Raw genomic sequence first — 22,333 nt, forward strand, 5'->3', positions numbered from 1 at the left:
ATCGCACGGCTACCGGCCGCGCGGCGGCGTCAGCGGACCAGGCCCCAGCGGAAGCCGAGCGCGACGGCGTGCGCCCGGTCCGAGGCCCCGAGCTTCTTGAACAGACGCCTCGCGTGCGTCTTCACCGTGTCCTCCGAGAGGAAGAGCTCGCGTCCGATCTCCGCGTTGGAGCGGCCGTGGCTCATGCCTTCGAGCACCTGGATCTCCCGTGCGGTGAGCGTCGGCGCCGCACCCATCTCGGCGGACCGCAGCCGGCGCGGGGCGAGCCGCCACGTCGGGTCGGCCAGCGCCTGGGTGACGGTCGCGCGCAGCTCGGCACGGGAGGCGTCCTTGTGCAGATATCCGCGGGCGCCGGCGGCGACCGCGAGCGCGACACCGTCCAGGTCCTCGGCGACGGTCAGCATGATGATCCGGGCACCGGGGTCGGCCGAGAGCAGCCGCCGGACCGTCTCCACACCCCCCAGGCCGGGCATGCGTACGTCCATCAGAATCAGATCCGAACGATCGGCCCCCCAGCGGCGGAGGACTTCCTCGCCGTTGGCCGCCGTCGTCACACGCTCGACGCCGGGCACGGTCGCAACCGCGCGGCGGAGCGCTTCTCGGGCAAGCGGGGAGTCGTCGCAGACGAGGACGGATGTCATGACCGTCCTCCGCAGCTGATGCGCGTCACCTTGAGCCTCCAGGCTGATACAAGTCGTCACCTGAGCGGTCGACCCCCTCGGACATCTGCCCGAGCTCGTTCTCCGTCAACCGCTTCCCCTTCATCAACGACGGTCACTCGAAAGAGTTACGGCCCGAAGCATCCGGTTCGGCACTCTAAGTGAGGGCCCGTACACGGAGGAGAGCGACGCGGAATCAGGCGCTCCCCGACCGACCCCTCACTCGTCGATCTGCCCCATTTAGCGGGTTTTCTTCCCTTTTGCTGGCGTCTGAGGCTAGATTCGCAAGAAGTCATATTTACATCTACTAACACCGTAGATGTACGGTCGGGACTCAGGTCACCGACGAGCACCAACGGTCGAGGATGCCGATTCCGACTCAGCAAGGTTTCGAGGGGACACGCAATGGCAGATTTCTCCCGCCTTCCAGGACCCAACGCGGATCTGTGGGACTGGCAGCTGCTGGCCGCCTGCCGCGGGGTCGACAGCTCACTCTTCTTCCACCCCGAGGGGGAGCGCGGAGCCGCCCGGAGCGCCCGTGAGACCTCGGCGAAAGAGGTCTGCATGCGCTGCCCGGTACGCGCCGAGTGCGCGGCGCACGCCCTCGCGGTACGGGAGCCCTACGGCGTGTGGGGCGGCCTGACCGAGGACGAGCGCGAGGAGCTCATGGGGCGCGCCCGCAACCGGTTGATCTCCGCCCACTCGGCGCCGCCCGAAGGATCGGGCCCCACCTGACACCCAGCGGGCCCAATCGAACGCAGAAACGTTTCTTCTACGCACCCGGTGCACCCCTCCTCGGGCGTGCGCCGGGACATCGTGGCGCGCCGGTCAGCGTGCGGCCGCCGCGGACAGCTGGTCCAGGGTGGCCGCCACCGCGGGGACCCGGGCGAGGTCGGGCAGCGTGAGCGCGACGATCTCCCGCTCGACGGCCGGCTCCACGGTCACCGTGCGCGCCCCCTTGATCCGTACGGACTCCAGGGCCAGCTCGGGCAGGACGGCGATGCCCAGGCCCGCCCCGACCAGGCCGACCACCGCCGGGTAGTCGTCGGTGGCGAAGTCGATCCGGGGGGTGAATCCGGCCTCCTCGCAGACCTCGACCAGCTGTCGCCTGCAGCGGGGACAGCCGGCGATCCACGGCTCCTCCGTCAGCTCACCGATGTCCACCGCGCGGGCCCCGGCCAGGCGATGCCCCTCCGGAACGAGGCCGATCAGCCGGTCCGTGAGCAGCGGGCGCACGACCAGGTCGTCCCATTCGCCACCGGTGGTGCCGTAACGGAAGGCCAGGGCGATGTCGACGTCGCCGTCACGCAGCATCTCCACCGAGCGGGGCGGCTCGGCCTCCACGAGCGACACCTGCGTGCCGGGGTGCGCGGCCCGCAGCGCCGCGAGGGCGCCGGGAACCAGGGTGGAGCTGCCGCTGGGAAAGGACACGAGCCGGACCCGGCCGGCGCGGAGGCCGGCGATCGCGGCGACCTCCTCCTCGGCGGCGGTGAGCCCGGCGAGGATGCCCGACGCGTGGCGCACCAGCGCCTCGCCCGCCTGGGTGAGCCGCATCTCGCGCCCCGTACGGATCAGGAGGGGCGTTCCGGCGGAGTTCTCCAGTGCCTTCATCTGCTGGCTGACGGCGGGCTGGGTGCAGCCGAGATCGCGCGCCGCGGCGGAGAACGATCCGCTGGTGGCCACGGCGCGCAGGACACGGAGATGACGAGCTTCGATCACGCCCCCACCATAAGCGAAACTTGCATAATGATCCGATAAATCACGAGCAGCTTTGATTACCGCGCGGCTAACGTGTACGGCATGAAGGTGCTCACCGTGAACCTCGGCCGCCCCGCCCCGTCGTCGCACACCGACTCGGCCACGGGGCTGACCGGAATCGGCAAACAGCCGGCCGACGCACCGGTGCGGGTCTCCGACCCCGGGCCCAAGGGCAGCGGCGGCAGCGGACTCGCCGGGGACACCGTGTGCGACCTCCGGCACCACGGCGGTACGGACCAGGCGGTGTACGCGTACGCACGCGAGGAGCTCGACGCCTGGGAGAAGACGCTCGGCAGGCCCCTGCCCAACGGCGCGTTCGGCGAGAACCTGACGACGTCGGGCGTCGTCGTCAGCCACGCCAGGATCGGGGAGCGCTGGCGGGTCGGCGAGGAGCTGGTCCTGGAGGTGACGTCGGGTCGCATCCCGTGCCGGACCTTCGCCGGGCACATGGGCGAACGCGGCTGGGTGAAGGGGTTCACCCACGAGGCCGCCACGGGCGCGTACCTGCGCGTGATCAGGCCGGGAACGATCCGGGCGGGCGACGTCGTGGAGATCGTGCACCGCCCCGGCCACGACATCACCGCCGCACTGGAGTTCAGGGCGACGACGACGGAGCGCACGCTGCTGCCGCGACTGCTCGCCGCCGGTGACGCGCTGCACGGGGAGACGCTGCGAGCCGCGCGGGCGTACCTGGCCAAGAACGGCCCCGCCCCCGCCGAGGGCGCCCCCATGTCCTAGGGACCCTCGTCCCGGGGGGCCCTGCGTCCGAGGGGGCGCCGGGCTGGTCGGTGGGGCTTCCACGCGGGGCACTAACGTGCCGCGTATGACGACTGCACTGATTACGGGCGCGACGGCGGGGATCGGGGCCGCCTTCGCACGGCGGCTCGCGAGTGACGGACACAACCTGGTGCTGGTGGCCCGTGACACGGAGCGGCTGCGGACCCAGGCCACGGAGCTGCACGACCGGCACGGCATCGAGGCGGAGGTACTGACGGCCGACCTGTCCACGAACGCCGGCATCGAGGCGGTCGAAGCGAGATTGACGGACCGTCACAGCTCGGTCGACCTTCTGGTCAACAACGCCGGCTTCGGCAACAAGGGCCGCTACCTCGACGTCTCCGTCGCCGACGAGCTGACGATGCTCAAGGTCCACTGCGAGGCGGTGCTGCGCCTGACCTCGGCCGCTGCGGGACCCATGCGCGAGCGCGGCCGAGGCGGTGTCGTCAACGTGGCCTCCGTGGCGGCCTTCCTCCCCCGGGGGACGTACGGGGCGTCGAAGGCGTGGGTCGTGCAGTTCACCCAGGGCGCCGCGAAGGACCTGGCGGGTTCGGGCGTACGCCTGATGGCGCTGTGCCCCGGCTTCGTACGGACCGAGTTCCACCAGCGGGCCGGGATGGGCACGGGCAACATCCCGGACTGGATGTGGCTCGACGCGGACAAGCTGGTGACCGCCGCCCTGGCCGACCTGGCCCGGGGCAGGTCGGTGTCCATCCCGGATCCGCGGTACAAGGCGCTGATGGGACTGGTGAAGCTGACGCCCCGGAGCCTGCTGGGCGGCGTGACCACCCGCGCGGGGCGCACGTACGGCCCGGAGTAACCCGGCCGGACCGCCGCCCGTCACCGGCACGCAGACGCACCGGGGCCCGGTGCCCCCGCGACGGGGGTACCGGGCCTCGGCGGTGTACGGGACGTACTAGTGCGAGTGGCCGTGGCCGCCGTGACCGGCGTCGGCCTCTTCCTCGGCCGGCTTCTCGACGACCAGGGTCTCGGTCGTGAGCAGCAGCGACGCGATGGACGCGGCGTTCTCCAGGGCGGAGCGGGTGACCTTGACCGGGTCGATGACGCCGGCCTTGACCAGGTCGCCGTACTCGCCGGTCGCGGCGTTGAAGCCCTGACCCTTGTCCAGGTCGGAGACCTTGGAGGTGATCACGTAGCCCTCGAGGCCCGCGTTCTCCGCGATCCAGCGGAGCGGCTCGACTGCGGCGCGGCGCACGACCGCGACACCCGTGGCCTCGTCGCCGGTCTTGCCGAGGTTGCCCTCGAGGACCTTGACGGCGTGGACCAGAGCGGAGCCACCACCGGAGACGATGCCCTCCTCGACCGCGGCGCGGGTCGCGGAGATGGCGTCCTCCAGACGGTGCTTCTTCTCCTTGAGCTCGACCTCGGTGGCGGCACCGACACGGATCACGCACACGCCGCCGGCCAGCTTCGCGAGGCGCTCCTGGAGCTTCTCGCGGTCCCAGTCGGAGTCCGTGGACTCGATCTCGGCCTTGATCTGGTTGACGCGGCCCTTGACGTCGGCGGAGTCGCCGCCGCCGTCGACGATGGTCGTGTCGTCCTTGGAGACGGTGACGCGGCGGGCGGTGCCCAGCACGTCCAGACCGGCCTGGTCGAGCTTGAGGCCGACCTCCTCGGCGATGACGGTCGCACCGGTGAGGGTGGCGATGTCGCCGAGCATGGCCTTGCGGCGGTCACCGAAGCCGGGGGCCTTCACCGCGACGGCGTTGAAGGTGCCACGGATCTTGTTGACGACGAGGGTGGAGAGCGCCTCGCCCTCGACGTCCTCGGCGATGATCAGGAGCGGCTTGGAGGCACCGGCCTGGATGACCTTCTCCAGCAGCGGGAGCAGCTCCTGGATGGAGCCGATCTTGCCCTGGTGGATCAGGATGTACGGGTCGTCGAGGACAGCCTCCATACGCTCCTGGTCGGTCACCATGTACGGCGACAGGTAACCCTTGTCGAAGGCCATGCCCTCGGTGAACTCGAGGTCCAGGCCGAAGGTGTTGGACTCCTCGACGGTGATGACACCGTCCTTGCCGACCTTGTCCATCGCGTCCGCGATGAGCTCGCCGACCTGCGGGTCCTGCGCGGAGAGCGCGGCCACGGCGGCGATGTCGGCCTTGTCGTCGATCGGGCGGGCGGTCGCGAGGAGCTCCTCGGACACGGCCTTCACCGCGGCGTCGATGCCCTTCTTCAGGGCGGCCGGGGAGGCACCCGCGGCAACGTTGCGCAGGCCTTCGCGGACGAGGGCCTGGGCGAGCACGGTGGCGGTGGTGGTGCCGTCACCGGCTACGTCGTTGGTCTTGGTCGCCACCTCCTTCACCAGCTGGGCACCGAGGTTCTCGTACGGGTCGTCGAGCTCGACCTCGCGCGCGATGGTGACACCGTCGTTGGTGATGGTGGGAGCGCCGAACTTCTTGTCGATGACGACGTTGCGGCCCTTCGGGCCGATCGTCACCTTCACCGTGTCGGCAAGCTTGTTGACGCCGCGCTCAAGGGCGCGACGGGCGTCCTCGTCGAACTTCAGGATCTTCGCCATGGGCTGAGCTGTCCTCTCAAACGAACTGCGCCCCTCGCCGCCCGGCTAGTTATTTCGCAGGGGGCCAGGGGCGCAGAACGGAAGCAAACGTTAGGTGAGTTACTTCTCGACGATCGCGAGAACGTCGCGGGCCGAAAGGACGAGGTACTCCTCGCCGTTGTACTTCACCTCGGTGCCGCCGTACTTGCTGTACAGGACGACATCGCCGGTCTTGACGTCGAGCGGAAGGCGCTCGCCGTTCTCGAAGCGGCCCGGGCCCACGGCCAGGACGACGCCCTCCTGGGGCTTCTCCTTGGCGGTGTCCGGAATGACCAGGCCGGAAGCCGTGGTCTGCTCGGCGTCGAGCGGCTGGACCACAATGCGGTCCTCGAGCGGCTTGATCGCAACCTTGGAGCTGGTGGTCGACACGATCCGGTCTCCCCCTTCGGAGATCTCACGGGGTTTAACAGTCTGTGGGTGGCGACCGGGCCGATCCGTCGTCGCGGGTGCCGGACCTGTCCTGTCGCGCGGTTGTGCTGGCACTCTCCATCGGTGAGTGCCAGCACAGAGACTATGGCCGCGATTAGCACTCGGTCAAGCGGAGTGCCAATTCACCACCCTCGCGTGGCGTCGCGGGACCGCTCACGCCCCGAGAACGCGGGAGACCGCCGCGGTGTTCCGGCGACGCGCCACCGGCCCGGCCCCCCTCCGCTCACCGGCCCGGCCCCGCCCCGTCAGACGTAGTCCTCCAGCCTGGCCACGGCGTAGCCCTTGTCCGTGATCGTCTTCATGACGCGGCGGATCATGTCGGCCATGGAGCCTTCCCAGTCCTCGCGCCCGCGGAAGTGGGTGAGGACGATGTCGCCGGGGTGCAGGTCCTGGTCCCACTCGCGCCACTCCATGTGGTCGGGGAACGCTTCGGCCGCCCACAGCGGGACGGCCTTGATGCCGCAGGACTTCGCGACGCGCAGGGTGTCGCCGTTGTAGTTGCCGTACGGCGGCCGGAAGAGGGTGGGCCTCTTCCCGAAGTACCTCTCGATCTTGTCCTGCTCGCCACAGATCTCCCGACGCTGCTCGGACTTCGAGAGACCGGGGAGATAGCGGTGGTTCAGCGTGTGGTTGTTGAGGGTGACGCCCCTGGCCTGCATGTCCTTGAAGTAGCCGTAGTCGTCGCTGACCACGTAGTCGCTGAGGAAGGCGCTGTAGGGGATCTTCAGCTCCGTCATCATGCGCAGGAGTTCGGGGTCCTTCTCCGCCCCGTCGTCCATCGTCAGGAAGACGATCCGCTCCTTGGTGGGCACGGTGGTGAAGACCGGGGGGAGCGACTCGCCCCCTTCCACCTCGAACCCCTCGCGGGTGGTGATGCGCGGCTTGCGGGCCGGCGGCGCCGGGGCGACGAGCGGAGCCTTGGTCAGACCCCACTTCTTCGCGACCGCGACCCTTGCGGCCTGCTGACGCTTCAGGCGCTCGGCACGCGCGGCGGCCGCGGCGGCGGGCCCCGGCCGGGCGGCGGCTCCCGGCTGTCCGGCGGCCGGCTTCCCGTGGTCCACGGCCTTCTCGCCCGTACTCGCACACCCGGAGGCGACGGTGGCGGCCAGCAGAGCGGCCAGGACGGCGCAAGCCGGTCTGTACCGCTTCGCGGCAGATTCTTCTTTTTGTCGTACTAGCTGCATGGCGCCGCATCCTGCCAGCAGGGCCCCTGCCGCCTCCGGCGACACCTCCACCGGATCCGCCGGGTCCCCCGGCTGGCTCACAATGGACGGCGTGAACGCCCTTCCCTCCGCCGACCAGGCCGATCCGCTCGCCTCCTTCGCCGCCCTGCGCACCCCGCAGGGGTCGGCGCTCCTGGAGGAGCTCCGCGACCACGACCCCGCCCGGGAACTGGCGACCGCGACCCGGCTGCGCCGCTCCCACCCCGCCGGCCTGGTGTCGGCGGCACTCGGCCAGGCGCGGCTGCGGCAGCGCGCGGTGGCGAAGTTCGGGGCCGAGGACGCGTTCCGGATGTTCTTCACCCCGCACGGCGTGGAGCAGGCGACCCGCACCTCCGTCGCCTCCTACCGCGCGGAACGGTTCGCGGAGCGAGGCGTGCGGAATGTGGCCGACCTGTGCTGCGGGATCGGTGGTGACGCGATCGCCATGGCCCGCGCGGGCATCACGGTGCTGGCCGTGGACCGCGACCCGCTGACCGCGCTGGTGGCCCGCGCCAACGCCGAGGCCCTCGGCCTCCAGGACCTCGTCGAGGTGCGGTGCGCCGACGTCACGGAGATCGACACCTCCCCGTACGACGCGGTGTTCGTCGACCCGGCGCGACGCGGCGGCCGCGGCCGGATCTTCGACCCGGAGGCCTACTCGCCGCCCCTCTCCTGGGCGACGGAAGCCGCGCTGAAGGCCCCGCGCGCGGCGCTGAAGATCGCCCCCGGGGTCCCGCACGAGGCGATCGGGCCGCAGGCCGAGGCCGAGTGGATCTCGGACGGCGGAGACGTGAAGGAGGCCGTGCTCTGGTTCGGCGACGGCTTCACCCCCGGCGCCTTCCGGGCCACGCTGCTGCCGTCACGCGTGACGCTCACCTCCGACGGCCCGCTCCCCGCCCCGCCGGTCGGTCCCGTCGGCCGGTACCTGTACGAGCCCGACGGCGCCGTCATCCGCGCGCACCTGGTGGCCGACATCGTCGAGCGGTGCGGCGGCCGACTGATCGACGAGACGATCGCGTACGTCACGAGCGACGTACCGTACGTGTCCGACGCCACGGCCGCGTACGAGATCACCGACCAGCTGCCCTTCAACATGAAGAAGCTCAAGGCGCTGCTGAGAGAGCGTCAAGTAGGCGTGCTGACCGTCAAGAAGCGCGGCTCCGCGGTCGAACCGGAGGAGTTGCGCCGGAAGATGAAGCTCCAGGGGCCGCACTCGGCCACCGTCTTCCTGACCCGGGTGGCCGGGGCTCCGACCATGCTGATCGGGCAGCCGGTGAAGCGCCCCTGACCATCCACCCGCGGTCAGCGAGCACGGTCGCGCTCCGGCACTCCCGTCCGCCGACGGTCAGGTCAGTGGATACGACGTGCGGCCGGACGCGTCGTCGATCTCGTCGTGCGCCTTGGTGAGCAGTTTCATCGCGAGTTCGTTGAGCGCGCGGGCACCGGCGATCTCCTCGCCCACCCGCGGCTGCTCCGCGTCGGAGGGGTGACGGCTGGCGTACCCGTGGGCCCGTACCTCGGTCCCGTCGCTGAGCCGTACGAGGGCCGCCGCGCGGGTGCGGTGGGTGTCCTCCTCGAATTCCAGCTCGATATGCCATCCGACGGTGGTCTCCATCATGACGGTCACCTCCCGGATTCCCTGTCTCCAGGGTGCGCCCCTTCCCCCGTCCGCGCACGGCGTGGCCGAGGGCTCAGGCGTCCCGGAGTGCCTGGATGTCCAGCTTCCGCATCCCCATCATGGCCTTCATAGCCCTTTGCGCCCGGGCCCGGTCGGGGCCGCTGAGCAGTTCCGGCAGCTCGCGCGGCACGATCTGCCAGGACAGCCCGTACTTGTCCTTCAGCCATCCGCACCGGCTCTCCTCACCGGCTTCGGTGAACTTCGCCCACAGCCGGTCGACCTCCTCCTGGTCCGCGCAGTCCACGCTCAGGGAGACGGCCTCGTCGAAGGTGAACTGCGGGCCGCCGTTGAGGCCCAGGTACTCCTGGCCGGCGAGCACGAAGTCGACGGTCAGCACCGATCCGGCCGACTCCGTCCCCTCGGGCCAGCGGGTGACGTTCTCGATGCGGGAATCACCGCCGAATACCGAGACGTAGAAGGCGGCCGCTTCCTCCGCCTGGTCGTCGAACCACAGACAGGGCCTGATCTTCTGCATGGTCTGTCTCCTCCACTCGCCGCGCCGCTTCTCGGGACGTCGTGCAAGGTAGACCGCCGCGGGGCACGGAACTCATCGGGACACGCGCTCGGCACGTGCGAGCAGCAGTTCCCGCTCCCGCGCGTCACGCGACAGTTCGGACGCCCGTACGAACGCGACTCGTGCCTCCTCCGCCCGCCCCAGCCGGGGTGAGACCCGCGGTGTCCAGCAGGACACCGGCCTTGGTCATCTCCTCGATCAGCGCCCCCGAGCGGGGCCGTTCCCCGCCTCTCGCCCATGCGTCGAACGGGGATGGCCGGGATCGACACGTCCGGGAGGAATTCTTCAGGAGTCTTTTCCGGGCGGCATCCGGTCCCCCGCCGCCGGCTCAGCCGTTCGCCGGGCCGAGGGACTCGAAGCGCCACCGGTGGACCGGGCGGGTGATCAGCCCGGCGTCCGGCTCCGGGAGCTCCGGGAGCTCGTCGTCGTATCCGGCGTCCCACCAGGTCAGTACGAGCACCCGGTCCTGCGGGGCGCGCAGCAGTTCGCTGCGCAGCGGCTTCCGGGACAGCTCGGTTGCCCTCGCCCCGGCCCACTCCAGCAGCTCCGCGCCCCGGCCCTCCGTCGCGCGGGCCTCCCACATCAGGGCGACGGTCATGAGTAGAGGTTGTCCTTGCTGATCTCGTGGACGTGGTCGTGGTCGTGGCTGTGCGCCCCCGGCACGTGGGTCTCGGTGACCGGCAGCGAGGAGTCCGCGGACAGCTCCCAGTCCGAGGCCGGGCGGTTGCGGGCGACCATCTCCGCGCCGAGCGCGGCGACCATGGCGCCGTTGTCGGTGCACAGGCCGGGCCTGGGGACCCGCAGCCGGATCCCCGCCTTCTCGCACCGTTCCTCGGCGAGCGCCCGGAGCCGCGAGTTGGCCGCGACGCCGCCGCCGATCATCAGGTGGTCGACTCCCTCGTCCTTGCAGGCGCGGACGGCCTTGCGGGTGAGGACGTCGACGACGGCCTCCTGGAAGGAAGCGGCGACGTCACGTACGGGCACGTCCTCGCCCGCCGCGCGCTTCGCCTCGATCCAGCGCGCCACCGACGTCTTGAGCCCGGAGAAGGAGAAGTCGTACGCGGGATCGCGGGAGCCGCTCAGTCCGCGCGGGAAGGCGATCGCCCTGGGGTCGCCCTCCCGGGCCAGCCGGTCGATGACCGGGCCGCCGGGGAAGCCGAGGTCGAGCACCCGGGCGATCTTGTCGAAGGCCTCGCCGGCCGCGTCGTCGATGGTCGCGCCGAGCGGCCGTACGTCGTTGGTGATGTCCGGGGCCAGCAGCAGCGACGAGTGCCCCCCGCTGACCAGCAGGGCCATCGTGGGCTCGGGCAGCGGGCCGTGCTCCAGCTGGTCGACGCAGATGTGCGAGGCGAGGTGGTTCACCCCGTACAGCGGCTTGTTCAGGGCGTACGCGTATGCCTTGGCGGCCGACACGCCGACGAGCAGGGCACCGGCGAGCCCGGGCCCGGCCGTGACCGCGATGCCGTCGAGGTCGCGGGCGCTGATCCCGGCGTCCCGCAGGGCGCGCTCGATGGTGGGGACCATCGACTCCAGGTGGGCGCGGGACGCGATCTCCGGGACGACGCCGCCGAAGCGCGCGTGGGTGTCGACGCTGGACGCGACGGCGTCGGCGAGGAGTGTGGTCCCGCGCACGATGCCCACGCCGGTCTCGTCGCAGGAGGTCTCGATGCCGAGTACGAGCGGTTCGTCAGCCATCAGTCTGTCTCAGTTCCTTGTACGGTCAGGCGCATGACGAGTGCGTCGATGTTGCCCGGCTGGTAGTAGCCGCGGCGGAAGCCGATGGGTTCGAAGCCGAAGCGTTCGTAGAGCTTCTGCGCGCGGGTGTTGTCGACGCGGACCTCCAGGAGCACCGCCGTGCATTCGAAGGCGGTGGCGTGCCGGAGAAGGTCGGTCAGGAGTTCGGACCCGAGGCCGCCGCCCCACTGGGTGCGGCTCACGGCGATGGTCTGGACGTCGGCGAGGTCACCGGCCGACGCGAGGCCGGCGTAGCCGACGATCCGGCCGTCGGGGTCCTCGGCGACGACGTAGCGGTGGGTGGCGCGGGGCCCGCGGGCCCGGGCGAGCTCCGACCAGAACATGCCGGCCGACCAGGCGTCGTCGGGGAACAGCTCGTGCTCCAGCTCCAGGACGGGAGCGATGTCCCACCACCGCATCTCCCGGAGCACAGCGGTCGCGGTGGTCACTTCGGGGTGACCACCTTGTAGTTCTTCGGGACCTGCGCGTCGGGCCTGCGGAGGTAGAGCGGCTGCGGCGGGAGCAGCCCCGTACCGGCGGCCAGGCGTTCGGCGGCGAGGGAGGCGAGCGCGCCGGCGGAGACGTGCTCGGGGCCGCGGGCGTCCGGGAACGCCTCGGGGTAGAGCAGCGCACCGGCGCCGGCCACGGGCAGGCCCGCGAGGGACTCGGCGATGTCGGCGGGGCGGTCGACCCCGGGCTCGCCCACCCGCGTGCGGACGTCGTCGTAGCGCGCCCAGTAGACCTCCTTGCGCCGCGCGTCGGTGGCGACGGCGAAGGGGCCGTCGAGTCCGGAGGCGTGGGCGAGGGCGTCGAGCGTGCACACTCCGTGCACCGGGAGCGAGAGCGCGGACCCGAACGTCGCGGCGGTCACCAGCCCGACGCGCAGCCCGGTGTAGGGGCCGGGTCCGACGCCGACGGCGATGTCGGTGACGTCGTCGAGGGTCACCCCGGCCTCGGAGAGGACCCGGTGGACGGCGGGGAGCAGGAGTTCCCCGTGCCTCCGGGCGTCGACCTGGCCGGTCTCGGCGACGACGGAGGACCCGTCGTGGAGGGCGACGGTGACGGCGGGGGTGGCGGTATCCATGGCGAGCAGCAGCACACAAACAGCCTACGGCTCCGCCGACGCGGCCACGGCAGCCCGTTCGGCGTCCCGGTCCGCCCCTCCGCTGCTGGTAGCGTCGCCCGGGGATACTTGAGTACGACGTAAACGCTTGTACGACATGCGACGAACGGCATCCGAAAGGGGACCTCAGGGTGGCAAGGAGCAGCTCGGGAATCGTGGCCGGGCTCACCGCCGCGGCGGTGGCCGCGGTCTGTTTCCTCGCCTACCAGGCGTCGGCGAACGCGCCCGACTCGGTCGTCGCCCCCTCGGCCCAGGCCTCCGGGCCTGCCGCGCAGCCCTCCCAGAAGCCCGACGTTCCGAAGCAGCCGCTGGCCGTCCCCGAGGACTCCGACACCGGCGCGCGCGTGGTGTACGCGCTGAAGGACCGCCGGGTGTGGATCGTCGGCGACCGGGAGAAGCCGCTGCGGACCTTCGCCGTCATGCCGAGTGCCGTGAACCCGCTGCCCGGCGTGTACCGGGTGACCTCGCGCTCCGGGAGCATCAAGGGCTCGGACGGCGTCATGATCGAGCACGTCGTGCGCTTCGCGAACGTGGACGACGTGTCCATCGGCTTCAGCGCCGCTCAGGACAACTCGATGAGGAGCCCCGACCCCGGCATCAGAACGGGCGGGGTGCGCATGAAGCGCCCCGACGGGAACGCGGTGTGGACGTTCGCCACGGTCGGCGCGAAGGTCGTCGTCGTCCCGTAGCCCGTCGGTCCGCTCCGGTCCTTCGCCGCGTCGCGCACCTACGCCGCGTCGCGGTCCTCGCCCGGCCGCGCCGGCTCCTCGTCCTCGCGCGGCGGGGTGGACACCGCCGTCGCGGCGGCGCAGGAGGCGAGCAGGTCCTTCATCGACACCGCGGAGGGTGACGGCGGCTCCGCCTGCGGCGACTGCGGCTGCACTTCACGCTCGGGTGCCGGCATGGATGCCTCCTCGGGCCTCGGTGAGAGACGTGGTTAGGTAGACCTAACTCATCCCTGTACCCCATGTGACCACGCCGGGGCTCCCCCGCGCAACATTTTACCGACGCCTTGTCGGAAAGCATCTCCGCGCCGGTCGGTGGATTCACCCGCGAGCCGCCGCGGACGCCCTCAGCGCGCCACCAGTTCCGCGTGCAGCCCCGCCCAGCGCGCCCCGATCCCGACCAGGGTCACCGTGCGGCGCTCGTCGTCCGTGTCGCCGACCGCGCGGTCGATCACCACGCGCAGCCGGTCCTCGGAGAGGTCCTCGACCTTGCCGTCGCCCCATTCCACGACGATGACCGACTCGGGCAGCGACACGTCGAGGTCCAGGTCCTCCATCTCGTCGAGACCGCCGCCCAGCCGGTACGCGTCGACGTGCACCAGCGCGGGTCCGTCGCCCAGCGGCGGATGGACCCGGGCGATCACGAAGGTCGGCGAGGTGACGGCACCGCGCACACCGAGACCCTCGCCGAGACCACGGGTCAGGGTGGTCTTGCCCGCACCGAGCTCGCCGGTGAGCATCACCAGGTCGCCCGGGGCCAGCACACCGGCGATCCGGCGGCCGAGATCCTTCATCTCTTCGGGGGACTCGACGGCGAGAGCCAGGGTGACGGTGCCCGGTGCGGCGGTGCCGGTGCCCGGGCCGTTGTGCGCTGCTTCCATGCCGACCCACGTTAGAGGATCAGCGCGCCTCGGCCGGAACCGCTCCGATCCGTACCAGCAGGTCCGCGAGCCGGTCGGTGACCGTCTCCGGGTGCTCCAGCATGACCAGGTGACCGGCGTCCGGCACGATGACCAGCTCCGCGTCCGGCAGCTGGTCGGCGATGGCCTCGCTGTGCGAACTGGGCGTGACCAGGTCCTTGTCGCCGGCCAGGATCAGGACCGGGAGACTGCTGAACGCCGGCAGCGCACCGCTCTTGTCGTGCTCGGTGAACGCCGGGTAGAACTCGGCGACCACATCGATCGGGGTGGACTCGATGAGCCGCTCCGCGAACCGCGCGACGGCCGGGTCCACGTCCCGCGACCCGAACGAATAGCGCTTGATCAGCCCCGCGAACAGATCGGCGGTGGCCCGCCTGCCGCGCTCCACCAGCTCCGCCTGGGAGCCGAGCGCCTTCAGCACGCCGGGCAGCACCCGGCGCACCGCGTTGACGCCCGCCACCGGCAGGCCGAAGTTCACCTCGCCCAGCTTGCCGCTCGACGTACCGACGAAGGCCACGGCGGCCACCCGGTCGCGGATCAGCTCGGGGTACCGGTCTGCGAGCGCCATTATCGTCATGCCGCCCATCGAGTGCCCGACCAGCACCAGCGGGCCCTCGGGCGCCGCAGCGTCGATGACCGCCTTGAGATCACGGCCGAGCTGGTCGATCCCCACCGGCACGCCCTCGGTCTGTGCCCGGCCTCGCTCGGAGCGGCCGTGGCTGCGCTGGTCCCAGTGGACGGTGCGGACCAGCCCGCGCAGCGCCGCCCGCTGGAAGTGCCAGGAGTCCTGGCCCAGGCAGTAGCCGTGGCTGAAGACGACGGTGACGGCCGCGGGGTCCTTGCGGCCGAAGAGCCTGCGCCGGCGCGATCCGGAGCCCGCGGGGGCACTCGCCCGGCTCGTGCCGCTGTCCGCCTCGGTCTCGTCGACCTCGTAGTACAGCTCGGTGCCGTCGTCGGCGACGGCACGGCCGGGCAGCCCGCGCAGGGACCCGTACGGGCCGGAGGCGTCCAGCGCGAGGCGGGCCTTCTTGCGCATGCCCCGGCCCACCGTGAGCCGCTCGACGGCGACGCCCGCGGCCGCACCCGCGGCGATGACGCCTATCGCCGCCCCGGCGACGCCCGCCCGGCGCCAGCCGGCCGCCGCGGCGGCCGCGGTCGCCATGACGTCCTCGGCGCTGGTCTCGCTCACCGTGCCGTGCTCCTTCGTCGTTGTCGTCGCCGGGCCGGGATATCAGCCCCGGCCGGAGTCCTCGTGGAGGTGGACGCGGGGGACGCGGGCACCGATGCGCGTGACGATCTCGTACGCGATGGTGTCGGCCGCGACCGCCCAGTCCTCGGCGCTCGGCTCGCCCCGGTCCCCCGGCCCGAACAGCACCGCTTCCGCGCCCGCTTCGAGGCTGTCGCCCTCCAGGTCGACCACGAACTGGTCCATGGCGACGCGGCCGGCGATCCTGCGGACGGCGCCCCCGACGAGCACGGGCCCCCGGCCGGAGGCGTGACGCGGGACGCCGTCCGCGTAACCGACGGGCACCAGGGCGAGGGTCGTCTCGGCGGAGGTCGTGTAGTGGTGCCCGTAGCTGATGCCGTGCCCCGGCGGCACCTGCTTGACCAGGGCGACGGACGCGGCGAGCGTCATCACGGGACGCAGCCCGAAGTCGGCCGACGTGCCCAGCTCGGGGCTGGGCGAGATGCCGTACATCGCGATCCCGGTGCGCACGAGGTCGAAGTGCGACTCGGGCACCGTGAGCGTCGCCGGGGAGTTGGCGATGTGCCGCACCTCGGGCGCCACACCCTCCTTCTCCGCGTACGCCACCATGTCGCGGAAGACGTTCAGCTGCGCGGCGATCGAGGGGTGCCCGGGCTCGTCGGCGCAGGCGAAGTGCGACCACAGGCCGGTGACGCGCAAAATGCCCGCGGTCTCGGCGGCGCGGGCGGCGGAGACGAGCTCCGGCCAGTCGGCGGGCTGGCAGCCGTTGCGTCCCAGGCCCGTGTCGGCCTTGAGCTGGATCCGGGCCGGGATCCCCGCCGCGGTGGCCGCGGCGACGACCTCGTCGAGCGCCCACATACCGCTCACGGAGACGTCGATGCCGGCCTCGACCGCCTCGCGCCACGGGCCGCCCGGTGTCCACAGCCAGCACATCACCCGTCCGCCGATCCCGGCGGCCCGCAGCGCGAGGGCTTCCTGAGGGGTGGCGGTTCCGAGCCATGCGGCGCCCGCCTCCTGCGCCGCCCTGGCGCAGGGCACGGCCCCGTGACCGTAGGCGTCGGACTTCACCACGGCCATGAGCTGCGCGCCGGACGCCCGCGCGCGCAGTTCGCGCACGTTGGCGCGCAGTGCGGCGAGGTCGATCTCGGCACGGGCTCTCAGGGTCGCTGTCTCGTTCATCGCGCCCAGTCTCTCAGAGCCGTACGCCTGTGCCCTCGACCTCCCGTGCCCGGTGAGGCGGTCACCGGTGCCCGAGGGCGTGGTCCAGATGGTCGACGAGGACCGGGACATGGCTGGTGGGAACGTCCTTCACCGCCGTCACGAAGGTGACCGGGACGTCCCCTCGCAGCAGGCCGAGCAGCTCGTCGACGGCCTCGGCGTGGGCCGGATCGCCGAGTTCGGTGCGGTAGCGGTCCACGAAGTCGTCGTAGCGGTCCCGGTTGTCGTGGAACCAGGTGCGGAGTTCCCGGGAGGGCGTCGCGTCCTTGGCCCACACGTCGACGGCGGCGTGCTCCTTGGAGACACCGCGCGGCCACAGCCGGTCGACGAGCACCCGGGTGCCGTCGTCGTCCTCAGGCGGGTCGTACACCCTGCGTACGCGTACGGCACTGCCCACGGCCGATCACCGTCCCTTTCCGTCGTCCCCGGTCCCGGACAAGCCTGGATCAGGCCCGCACGTCCCGCCACGCCGCCGGTACGGCGTCCGCGACGTCCTGCGCGGCGACCGGCGCCCCGTCCGATGCCCTGCGCGCCGCGAGCCCGTGCAGGTAGGCACCGACGGAGGCCGCGTCGCGGGGCGCGAGGCCCGCCGCGAGCAGCGAACCCGTGAGCCCGGACAGCACGTCCCCGCTGCCCGCCGTGGCCAGCCAGGACGTGCCGGTCGGGTTGATCCGCACGGGTGCGTCCCCCTCGGCGACGAGAGTCGTGGAGCCCTTGAGCAGGACCGTGGCGTCGTAGCGCGCGGCCAGTTCCCGTACGGCGGCGAGCCGTCCGGCCTCGACCTCCTCGCGCTCCACCCCGAGCAGCGCGGCGGCCTCGCCTGCGTGCGGGGTGAGGACGGTGGGTGCGGTCCTGGCGCGGACGGCGCCTGCGTCCATCAGCCGCAGCCCGTCCGCGTCGACCAGCACCGGGACGTCCGCGGCGAGCACGTCGGCCACCGCTCCGGCGGCGGACGAGGAGTCCCCGAGTCCCGGCCCGATGACCCAGGCCTGGACCCGTCCGGGCTTCGACGGCGGTCCGGGGTGCACCAGGACCTCCGGGAAGCGGGCGATCACCGCGTCGGCGCCCGGGCCCGCGAACCGCACGGCTCCGGCGCCGCCGTGCAGCGCCCCGGCGACCGCGAGCACCGCCGCGCCCGGGTACCGCTCCGACCCGGCGGCCACGCCCACGACCCCGCGCCGGTACTTGTCGCTCTCCGCGTCGGGCATGGGCAGGAGGGCCGCCACGTCGGCGTACTGGAGGGCCTCCAGGTCGGGCCGGGCGGGCAGTTCCGGGCCCAGGCCGATGTCCACCAGGCGCAGCGCACCCGCGTGCTCGGCCGCCGGATCGACGAGCAGCCCCGGTTTGTACGCGCCGAAGGTGACCGTCGCGTCGGCCCGTACGGCCGCGCCGAGCACCTGCCCGGTGTCCGCCTCGACCCCGCTCGGCAGGTCGACGGACAGCACGGGCGCGTGCCCCCGGGTGACCGCCCGCACCAGCTCGGCGGCCCCGGGCCGCAGGCCGCCGCGACCGCCGATCCCGGTGATGCCGTCGACGACGAGGTCGACCGGGCCGAAGGGTCCCGGGTCAGGACCGTCGAGGACCAGTCCGCCCGCGGCCAGCAGGGCGGCGAGCCCGGCCCGGTGAACCTTGTCCGGTGCGGTAAGGACCGCCCGCACACCGGCTCCCCGCCGGGCCAGCCGGGCTCCCGCGTAGAGCGTGTCACCGCCGTTGTCGCCGCTGCCGACGAGGAGCAGCACCCGGGAGCCGTACACCCGGCCGTTGCGCCGGAGGAGGTCGCCGCAGGCCACCGCGAGCCCCGCGGCGGCCCGCTTCATGAGCGTGCCCTCCGGGAGCCGCGCCATCAGGGCCTTCTCGGCCGCCCGTACCGTCTCGACGCTGTAGGCATGTCGCATGCGCTCAACCCTCCGCGATCACCACGGCGGACGCCACTCCCGCGTCGTGGCTGAGGGAGACGTGCCAGCTGCGCACGCCGAGCTCGGCAGCCCGTGCCGCGACGGTGCCGCGCACCTCCAGCCGGGGCCGGCCGCTCTCCTCGACGCACACCTCGGCGTCGGTCCAGAGCAGCCCGCCCGGTGCGCCCAGCGCCTTGGCCAGGGCCTCCTTCGCGGCGAACCTGGCGGCCAGCGAGGCGATACCCCGCCGTTCCCCGCCGGGCAGCAGCAGTTCCCGCTCCAGGAAGAGCCGCTCGGCCAGCTGCGGCGTGCGCCCCAGCGCGGCGCCGAACCGCTCGATCTCCGCCACATCGATCCCGACCCCAATGATCACGCGCTCACTCACTCACTCGACTGTCACGGACTTCGCCAGATTGCGCGGCTGGTCCACCTCGTTGCCCCGGGCGGTCGCCAGCTCGCAGGCGAACACCTGCAGGGGCACCGTGGCGACCAGCGGCTGGAGCAGCGTAGGCGTAGCCGGGATCCGGATGAGGTGGTCGGCGTACGGCACGACCGCCTCGTCGCCCTCCTCCGCGATGACGACGGTACGGGCTCCGCGTGCCCTGATCTCCTGGATGTTCGAGACGATCTTGTCGTGGAGCACGGAGCGGCCCCGTGGAGACGGCACGATCACGACGACCGGCAGGCCCTCCTCGATCAGCGCGATGGGGCCGTGCTTGAGTTCTCCGGCGGCGAACCCCTCGGCGTGCATGTACGCGAGCTCCTTGAGCTTCAACGCCCCTTCCATGGCCACCGGGTAGCCCACGTGCCGGCCGACGAACAGCACGGTGTCGTGGGCGGACAGCGAGCGGGCCAGGTCGCGTACCGGCTCCATGGTCCCGAGGACGCGTTCGACCGCGCCGGACATCTCGGAGAGCTGGCGTACGACGGTGCGGATCTCGTCGCCCCACTTGGTGCCGCGCACCTGTCCCAGGTACAGCGCGACGAGGTAGCAGGCGACGAGCTGTGTCAGGAACGCCTTGGTGGAGGCGACGGCGACCTCGGGTCCCGCGTGCGTGTAGAGGACGGCGTCCGACTCCCTCGGGATGGTCGAGCCGTTGGTGTTGCAGATGGCGAGGACCTTCGCCCCCTGCTCACGCGCGTGCCGGACCGCCATCAGGGTGTCCATCGTCTCGCCCGACTGCGAGATGGCGACGACGAGGGTGCGCTGGTCCAGGATCGGGTCGCGGTAGCGGAACTCGCTGGCGAGCTCGGTCTCGCAGGGCAGCCTGGTCCAGTGCTCGATGGCGTACTTGGCGATCATCCCGGCGTGGAAGGCGGTCCCGCAGGCGATGATGACGACTTTGTCGACCTCGCGGAGCACGCCCGGGGGAATGCGCACCTCGTCGAGGTGGAGCGTGCCCGAGCCGTCGACGCGCCCGAGCAGCGTGTCGGCGACCGCCTTGGGCTGGTCGGCGATCTCCTTGAGCATGAAGGAGGCGTAGCCGCCCTTCTCCGCCGCCGACGCGTCCCAGTCCACGTGGTACTCGCGCACGTCGGCGGGCCGGCCGTCGAACCCGGTGACCGTCACCCCGTCCCGCCGCAGCTCGACGACCTGGTCCTGGCCCAGCTCGATCGCCGACCGGGTGTGCGCGATGAAGGCGGACACGTCGGAGGCCAGGAACATCTCCCCCTCGCCCACGCCCACGACGAGCGGCGAGTTCCGCCGCGCCCCGACGACCGTGTCCGGCTCGTCCGCGTGCACGGCGACCAGGGTGAACGCTCCCTCCAGCCGCCGGCACACCTGCCGCATGGCGTCAGCCAGGTCGCCGCCCGCCGAGTACGCCTCGGCGAGCAGGTGGGCCACCACCTCGGTGTCGGTCTCGGAGGCGAGGTCGTGGCCCCGCCCGGCCAGCTCCTCGCGGAGCGACGCGAAGTTCTCGATGATCCCGTTGTGCACGACGGCGACCCGGCCCGCGTTGTCGAGGTGGGGGTGGGCGTTGGTGTCGGTGGGCCCGCCGTGCGTGGCCCAACGGGTGTGCCCGATCCCCGCGTTCCCGGCCGGCAGCGGCCGGTCCTTGAGTTCCTTCTCCAGGTTGAGGAGCTTGCCCGCCTTCTTCGCCGCGGCCAGCCCTCCGTCCGCGAGGACGGCGACCCCGGCGGAGTCGTACCCCCGGTACTCCAGCCGTTTCAGCCCCGCGACGACGACGTCCTGCGCCGACTGCACCCCGACGTAACCCACGATTCCGCACATATCGGCACCCTAAGGCTCCTGCCTGCCGCAGCCCAGGGCCACGGGTGTGTCGGGTCCGGCCGCCTGCCCAAAAGTGTCTGTCCCACTGCCACCGCAGGTTGCTGACCTGCGACTTGCCCTTGCCCCTGCCCCGCCGCCCTCCGGGTCACCGCCCGTTACGGCACCCGCGGGCCCCGCCGGTCCACCCGGACGGCGGACGGCAGCCCACCGGCCTCGGCACCCACGGCGTGGGAGACGGTGCACCGAGCCGTGTTCGCCGAGGCTGCCACGTCCGGGCCGGGCGGTCACTACGCTCCTGGTCCATGACGACTTCCGATTGCTACACATGCGGCATGGAAGCGCAGTTCGAGGCCCTGCCGCCACGCGAGCGCGTCGTGTACGACCGGCACTGGCGGGTGGCGCACGCGACCGGGACCTCACTGCCGGGCTGGCTGGTGCTGCTGCCCAGGCGCCACGTCACGGCCGTGCACGACCTCACCGACGCGGAGGCGGCGGGACTGGGGACCTGGCAGGTCAGGCTCTCCCGGGCGCTGCGCGCGGTCACGGACTGCGCCAAGACGTACGTCGTCCAGTTCGCCGACGCCGAGGGCTTCGCCCACGTGCACTTCCACATCGTGCCGCGCGCCGGGGACCTGCCGCCGGAGTACCGCGGGCCCGGCGTCTTCGGGCTGCTGCGACCGCCGGAGGAGCAGCGGGTGACGGCCGGGCGGGCGGACGGCGTCGCCCTCGCACTCCGTGCGGAGCTCGGCGGCGCGTAGGGCCGTCCGCGGCGGCCCGGGCCTGGTCCGCCGGTGCGGGCGGGAGGGCCGGGGGAGCGGCAGCGCTGCCGGGCTTCAGCGCACGTCGACGAAGTCGCCCGCCGCGGCGGCCGTCCCCGAGGTGGACGAGCCGCCGAAGGACCAGCGCCAGTAACCGTCCACCGTGGCCTTGACAGTGGTCTTCAGCGAGCCGGTGCTGCTGGACGTGGCCGTCTTGACCGTGGAGTAGACGGAGCTGCCCGCCTTGCGGAATTGCAGGCTGACCGGCTTGCCCGCGTAACCGGTGTAGGTGTGCTTCACCCAGTCGGCGCGCGTGAGACGGCCGGTGACGGTGATCGTCCTGCCCTTCGTCACCGGTTCGGGCGAGGCGTCGGCCGTGGCCTTCGCCCAGCGCTTGACCTTCACGCCGCCGGGGGCCGTGGTGTACTCGCCCGCCTTGAGCTGGCCGTCGGCCTTCCACAGCTTCGCCGCGACGCCGATCTTCCAGGTCGTGGCGTCACTGTTCGAGTCGAGGTCGTAGCGCGGGTCGATGGTCAGCTCCCCCTCGCAGTCCGCGATCCTCGTGCTGGTCTCGTAGCAGGTGTATCCGGCCATGTAGAGGCCGCCGGCGTCGGCGCCCTTGGCCGCGGTGGTGCCGTGGTAGAGGAAGGGATGTGCGTCGTAGGCCAGGGGGTCGGCGGTGCTGTAACCGGCGGGAAGGGTGATCCGGAAAGTCACGGACGGGGCCTTCTCGTCCGATGTGCCGACGATGACGGACTTGCCGCCGTTGATGACGATCCGCGACACGCTGATCCCCGTGTCCGCGGCCTGCGCCGCGGGAGCCGTGAAGGTGGAGAGAACGACGGCCGCCCCCGCGATCGCGGCGACGGCTCCGGTTCTGCCAGTTTTCATGCGCACCTCGTTGTTGCGAACGTACGGATAC

26 protein-coding genes are annotated in these 22,333 nt (G+C 72.0%); 6 read left to right on the forward strand and 20 right to left on the reverse strand.

The window, feature by feature from the left end; translation table 11 throughout:
* Positions 1-29: 29 nt before the first annotated feature.
* Positions 30-641, reverse strand: a complete 612-nt coding sequence (locus OG206_RS13090) for a response regulator transcription factor (protein ID WP_003948568.1) — start codon at positions 639-641, stop codon at positions 30-32.
* A 423-nt stretch (positions 642-1,064) separates the two neighbouring features.
* Here OG206_RS13090 and OG206_RS13095 point away from each other — a divergent pair, with 423 nt between their 5' ends.
* Positions 1,065-1,394 (forward strand): WhiB family transcriptional regulator, encoded by a 330-nt coding sequence (locus tag OG206_RS13095; RefSeq protein WP_327115588.1) that lies wholly within the window; start codon positions 1,065-1,067, stop codon positions 1,392-1,394.
* 93 nt (positions 1,395-1,487) lie between these two features.
* Here the strand turns inward: OG206_RS13095 and OG206_RS13100 are convergent, their stop codons facing one another.
* Positions 1,488-2,378: a LysR family transcriptional regulator gene (locus OG206_RS13100; RefSeq protein ID WP_327115590.1), complete on the reverse strand. Its 891-nt coding sequence runs from the start codon at positions 2,376-2,378 to the stop codon at positions 1,488-1,490.
* A gap of 81 nt (positions 2,379-2,459) precedes the next feature.
* Here OG206_RS13100 and OG206_RS13105 point away from each other — a divergent pair, with 81 nt between their 5' ends.
* Together OG206_RS13105 and OG206_RS13110 are read left to right on the forward strand one after the other, a co-directional pair.
* Positions 2,460-3,155, forward strand: coding sequence for an MOSC domain-containing protein (locus OG206_RS13105; RefSeq protein ID WP_327115592.1), 696 nt, complete (start codon positions 2,460-2,462; stop codon positions 3,153-3,155).
* An 85-nt stretch (positions 3,156-3,240) separates the two neighbouring features.
* A complete protein-coding gene (locus tag OG206_RS13110; RefSeq protein ID WP_327115594.1) occupies positions 3,241-4,014 on the forward strand; it encodes an SDR family NAD(P)-dependent oxidoreductase in 774 nt (257 codons plus the stop codon).
* 96 nt (positions 4,015-4,110) lie between these two features.
* Here OG206_RS13110 and groL read toward each other — a convergent pair whose 3' ends face one another.
* The 3 genes from groL to OG206_RS13125 all read right to left on the reverse strand — a co-directional run bounded on the left by groL (position 4,111) and on the right by OG206_RS13125 (position 7,388).
* A complete protein-coding gene (gene groL / locus OG206_RS13115; protein ID WP_203182029.1) occupies positions 4,111-5,736 on the reverse strand; it encodes a chaperonin GroEL in 1,626 nt (541 codons plus the stop codon).
* A 99-nt stretch (positions 5,737-5,835) separates the two neighbouring features.
* Entirely contained in the window at positions 5,836-6,144 is a 309-nt protein-coding gene (groES, locus tag OG206_RS13120) for a co-chaperone GroES (RefSeq protein WP_003966899.1), read from the reverse strand.
* 305 nt (positions 6,145-6,449) lie between these two features.
* Positions 6,450-7,388 (reverse strand): polysaccharide deacetylase family protein, encoded by a 939-nt coding sequence (locus tag OG206_RS13125; RefSeq protein WP_327115599.1) that lies wholly within the window; start codon positions 7,386-7,388, stop codon positions 6,450-6,452.
* 82 nt (positions 7,389-7,470) lie between these two features.
* Between OG206_RS13125 and OG206_RS13130 the strand changes: the two genes are divergently transcribed.
* Positions 7,471-8,694 (forward strand): class I SAM-dependent methyltransferase, encoded by a 1,224-nt coding sequence (locus OG206_RS13130; protein WP_327122260.1) that lies wholly within the window; start codon positions 7,471-7,473, stop codon positions 8,692-8,694.
* A 57-nt stretch (positions 8,695-8,751) separates the two neighbouring features.
* Here OG206_RS13130 and OG206_RS13135 read toward each other — a convergent pair whose 3' ends face one another.
* From OG206_RS13135 to tsaB, 6 genes are all read right to left on the reverse strand, one after another.
* Entirely contained in the window at positions 8,752-9,024 is a 273-nt protein-coding gene (locus tag OG206_RS13135) for a DUF1876 domain-containing protein (RefSeq protein WP_056797721.1), read from the reverse strand.
* Between the two features lie 73 nt (positions 9,025-9,097).
* Complete coding sequence (locus OG206_RS13140; RefSeq protein WP_327115603.1) at positions 9,098-9,559, reverse strand: VOC family protein; 462 nt, start codon at positions 9,557-9,559, stop codon at positions 9,098-9,100.
* A 367-nt stretch (positions 9,560-9,926) separates the two neighbouring features.
* On the reverse strand, positions 9,927-10,196 hold the full coding sequence (locus tag OG206_RS13150) for a hypothetical protein (RefSeq protein WP_327115605.1): 270 nt from the start codon (positions 10,194-10,196) through the stop codon (positions 9,927-9,929).
* Entirely contained in the window at positions 10,193-11,293 is a 1,101-nt protein-coding gene (gene tsaD / locus OG206_RS13155; protein WP_327115607.1) for a tRNA (adenosine(37)-N6)-threonylcarbamoyltransferase complex transferase subunit TsaD, read from the reverse strand. Before tsaD ends, OG206_RS13150 begins: the two co-directional genes overlap by 4 nt.
* The gene (rimI, locus tag OG206_RS13160) at positions 11,293-11,781 is read right to left on the reverse strand and encodes a ribosomal protein S18-alanine N-acetyltransferase (protein ID WP_327115609.1); all 489 of its coding nucleotides are present in this window, start codon (positions 11,779-11,781) and stop codon (positions 11,293-11,295) included. The genes tsaD and rimI overlap by 1 nt, the downstream gene beginning before the upstream one ends.
* Positions 11,778-12,416: a tRNA (adenosine(37)-N6)-threonylcarbamoyltransferase complex dimerization subunit type 1 TsaB gene (gene tsaB / locus OG206_RS13165; RefSeq protein WP_327122261.1), complete on the reverse strand. Its 639-nt coding sequence runs from the start codon at positions 12,414-12,416 to the stop codon at positions 11,778-11,780. The genes rimI and tsaB overlap by 4 nt, the downstream gene beginning before the upstream one ends.
* A gap of 170 nt (positions 12,417-12,586) precedes the next feature.
* Here tsaB and OG206_RS13170 point away from each other — a divergent pair, with 170 nt between their 5' ends.
* Positions 12,587-13,144, forward strand: a complete 558-nt coding sequence (locus OG206_RS13170; RefSeq protein ID WP_327115611.1) for a hypothetical protein — start codon at positions 12,587-12,589, stop codon at positions 13,142-13,144.
* A 38-nt stretch (positions 13,145-13,182) separates the two neighbouring features.
* On the opposite strand, the gene OG206_RS13175 is transcribed toward OG206_RS13170, so the two are convergent.
* From OG206_RS13175 to glmS, 8 genes are all read right to left on the reverse strand, one after another.
* Complete coding sequence (locus OG206_RS13175; protein ID WP_327115613.1) at positions 13,183-13,359, reverse strand: hypothetical protein; 177 nt, start codon at positions 13,357-13,359, stop codon at positions 13,183-13,185.
* Positions 13,360-13,527: 168 nt separating this feature from the next.
* The gene (tsaE, locus tag OG206_RS13180; RefSeq protein WP_327115615.1) at positions 13,528-14,061 is read right to left on the reverse strand and encodes a tRNA (adenosine(37)-N6)-threonylcarbamoyltransferase complex ATPase subunit type 1 TsaE; all 534 of its coding nucleotides are present in this window, start codon (positions 14,059-14,061) and stop codon (positions 13,528-13,530) included.
* A gap of 19 nt (positions 14,062-14,080) precedes the next feature.
* Positions 14,081-15,289 (reverse strand): alpha/beta fold hydrolase, encoded by a 1,209-nt coding sequence (locus OG206_RS13185; protein ID WP_327115617.1) that lies wholly within the window; start codon positions 15,287-15,289, stop codon positions 14,081-14,083.
* Positions 15,290-15,331: 42 nt separating this feature from the next.
* Positions 15,332-16,486 (reverse strand): alanine racemase, encoded by a 1,155-nt coding sequence (gene alr / locus OG206_RS13190; protein ID WP_327115619.1) that lies wholly within the window; start codon positions 16,484-16,486, stop codon positions 15,332-15,334.
* A gap of 61 nt (positions 16,487-16,547) precedes the next feature.
* Positions 16,548-16,922 carry a DUF488 domain-containing protein gene (locus OG206_RS13195; protein ID WP_327115621.1) on the reverse strand — a complete coding sequence of 125 codons (375 nt, stop codon included), beginning with the start codon at positions 16,920-16,922 and terminating at the stop codon, positions 16,548-16,550.
* A 49-nt stretch (positions 16,923-16,971) separates the two neighbouring features.
* On the reverse strand, positions 16,972-18,420 hold the full coding sequence (locus tag OG206_RS13200; protein ID WP_327115623.1) for an NAD(P)H-hydrate dehydratase: 1,449 nt from the start codon (positions 18,418-18,420) through the stop codon (positions 16,972-16,974).
* A 4-nt stretch (positions 18,421-18,424) separates the two neighbouring features.
* Positions 18,425-18,793, reverse strand: a complete 369-nt coding sequence (locus OG206_RS13205; RefSeq protein WP_327122262.1) for a holo-ACP synthase — start codon at positions 18,791-18,793, stop codon at positions 18,425-18,427.
* A gap of 12 nt (positions 18,794-18,805) precedes the next feature.
* Entirely contained in the window at positions 18,806-20,653 is a 1,848-nt protein-coding gene (gene glmS / locus OG206_RS13210; RefSeq protein ID WP_327115625.1) for a glutamine--fructose-6-phosphate transaminase (isomerizing), read from the reverse strand.
* 302 nt (positions 20,654-20,955) lie between these two features.
* On the opposite strand from glmS, the gene OG206_RS13215 reads away from it, so the two are divergent.
* Positions 20,956-21,411 carry an HIT family protein gene (locus tag OG206_RS13215; RefSeq protein ID WP_327115627.1) on the forward strand — a complete coding sequence of 152 codons (456 nt, stop codon included), beginning with the start codon at positions 20,956-20,958 and terminating at the stop codon, positions 21,409-21,411.
* 75 nt (positions 21,412-21,486) lie between these two features.
* Here OG206_RS13215 and OG206_RS13220 read toward each other — a convergent pair whose 3' ends face one another.
* A complete protein-coding gene (locus OG206_RS13220; protein ID WP_327115630.1) occupies positions 21,487-22,302 on the reverse strand; it encodes a hypothetical protein in 816 nt (271 codons plus the stop codon).
* Positions 22,303-22,333: the final 31 nt, after the last annotated feature.

This window comes from Streptomyces sp. NBC_01341, from assembly GCF_035946055.1.
GTDB lineage: Bacteria > Actinomycetota > Actinomycetes > Streptomycetales > Streptomycetaceae > Streptomyces.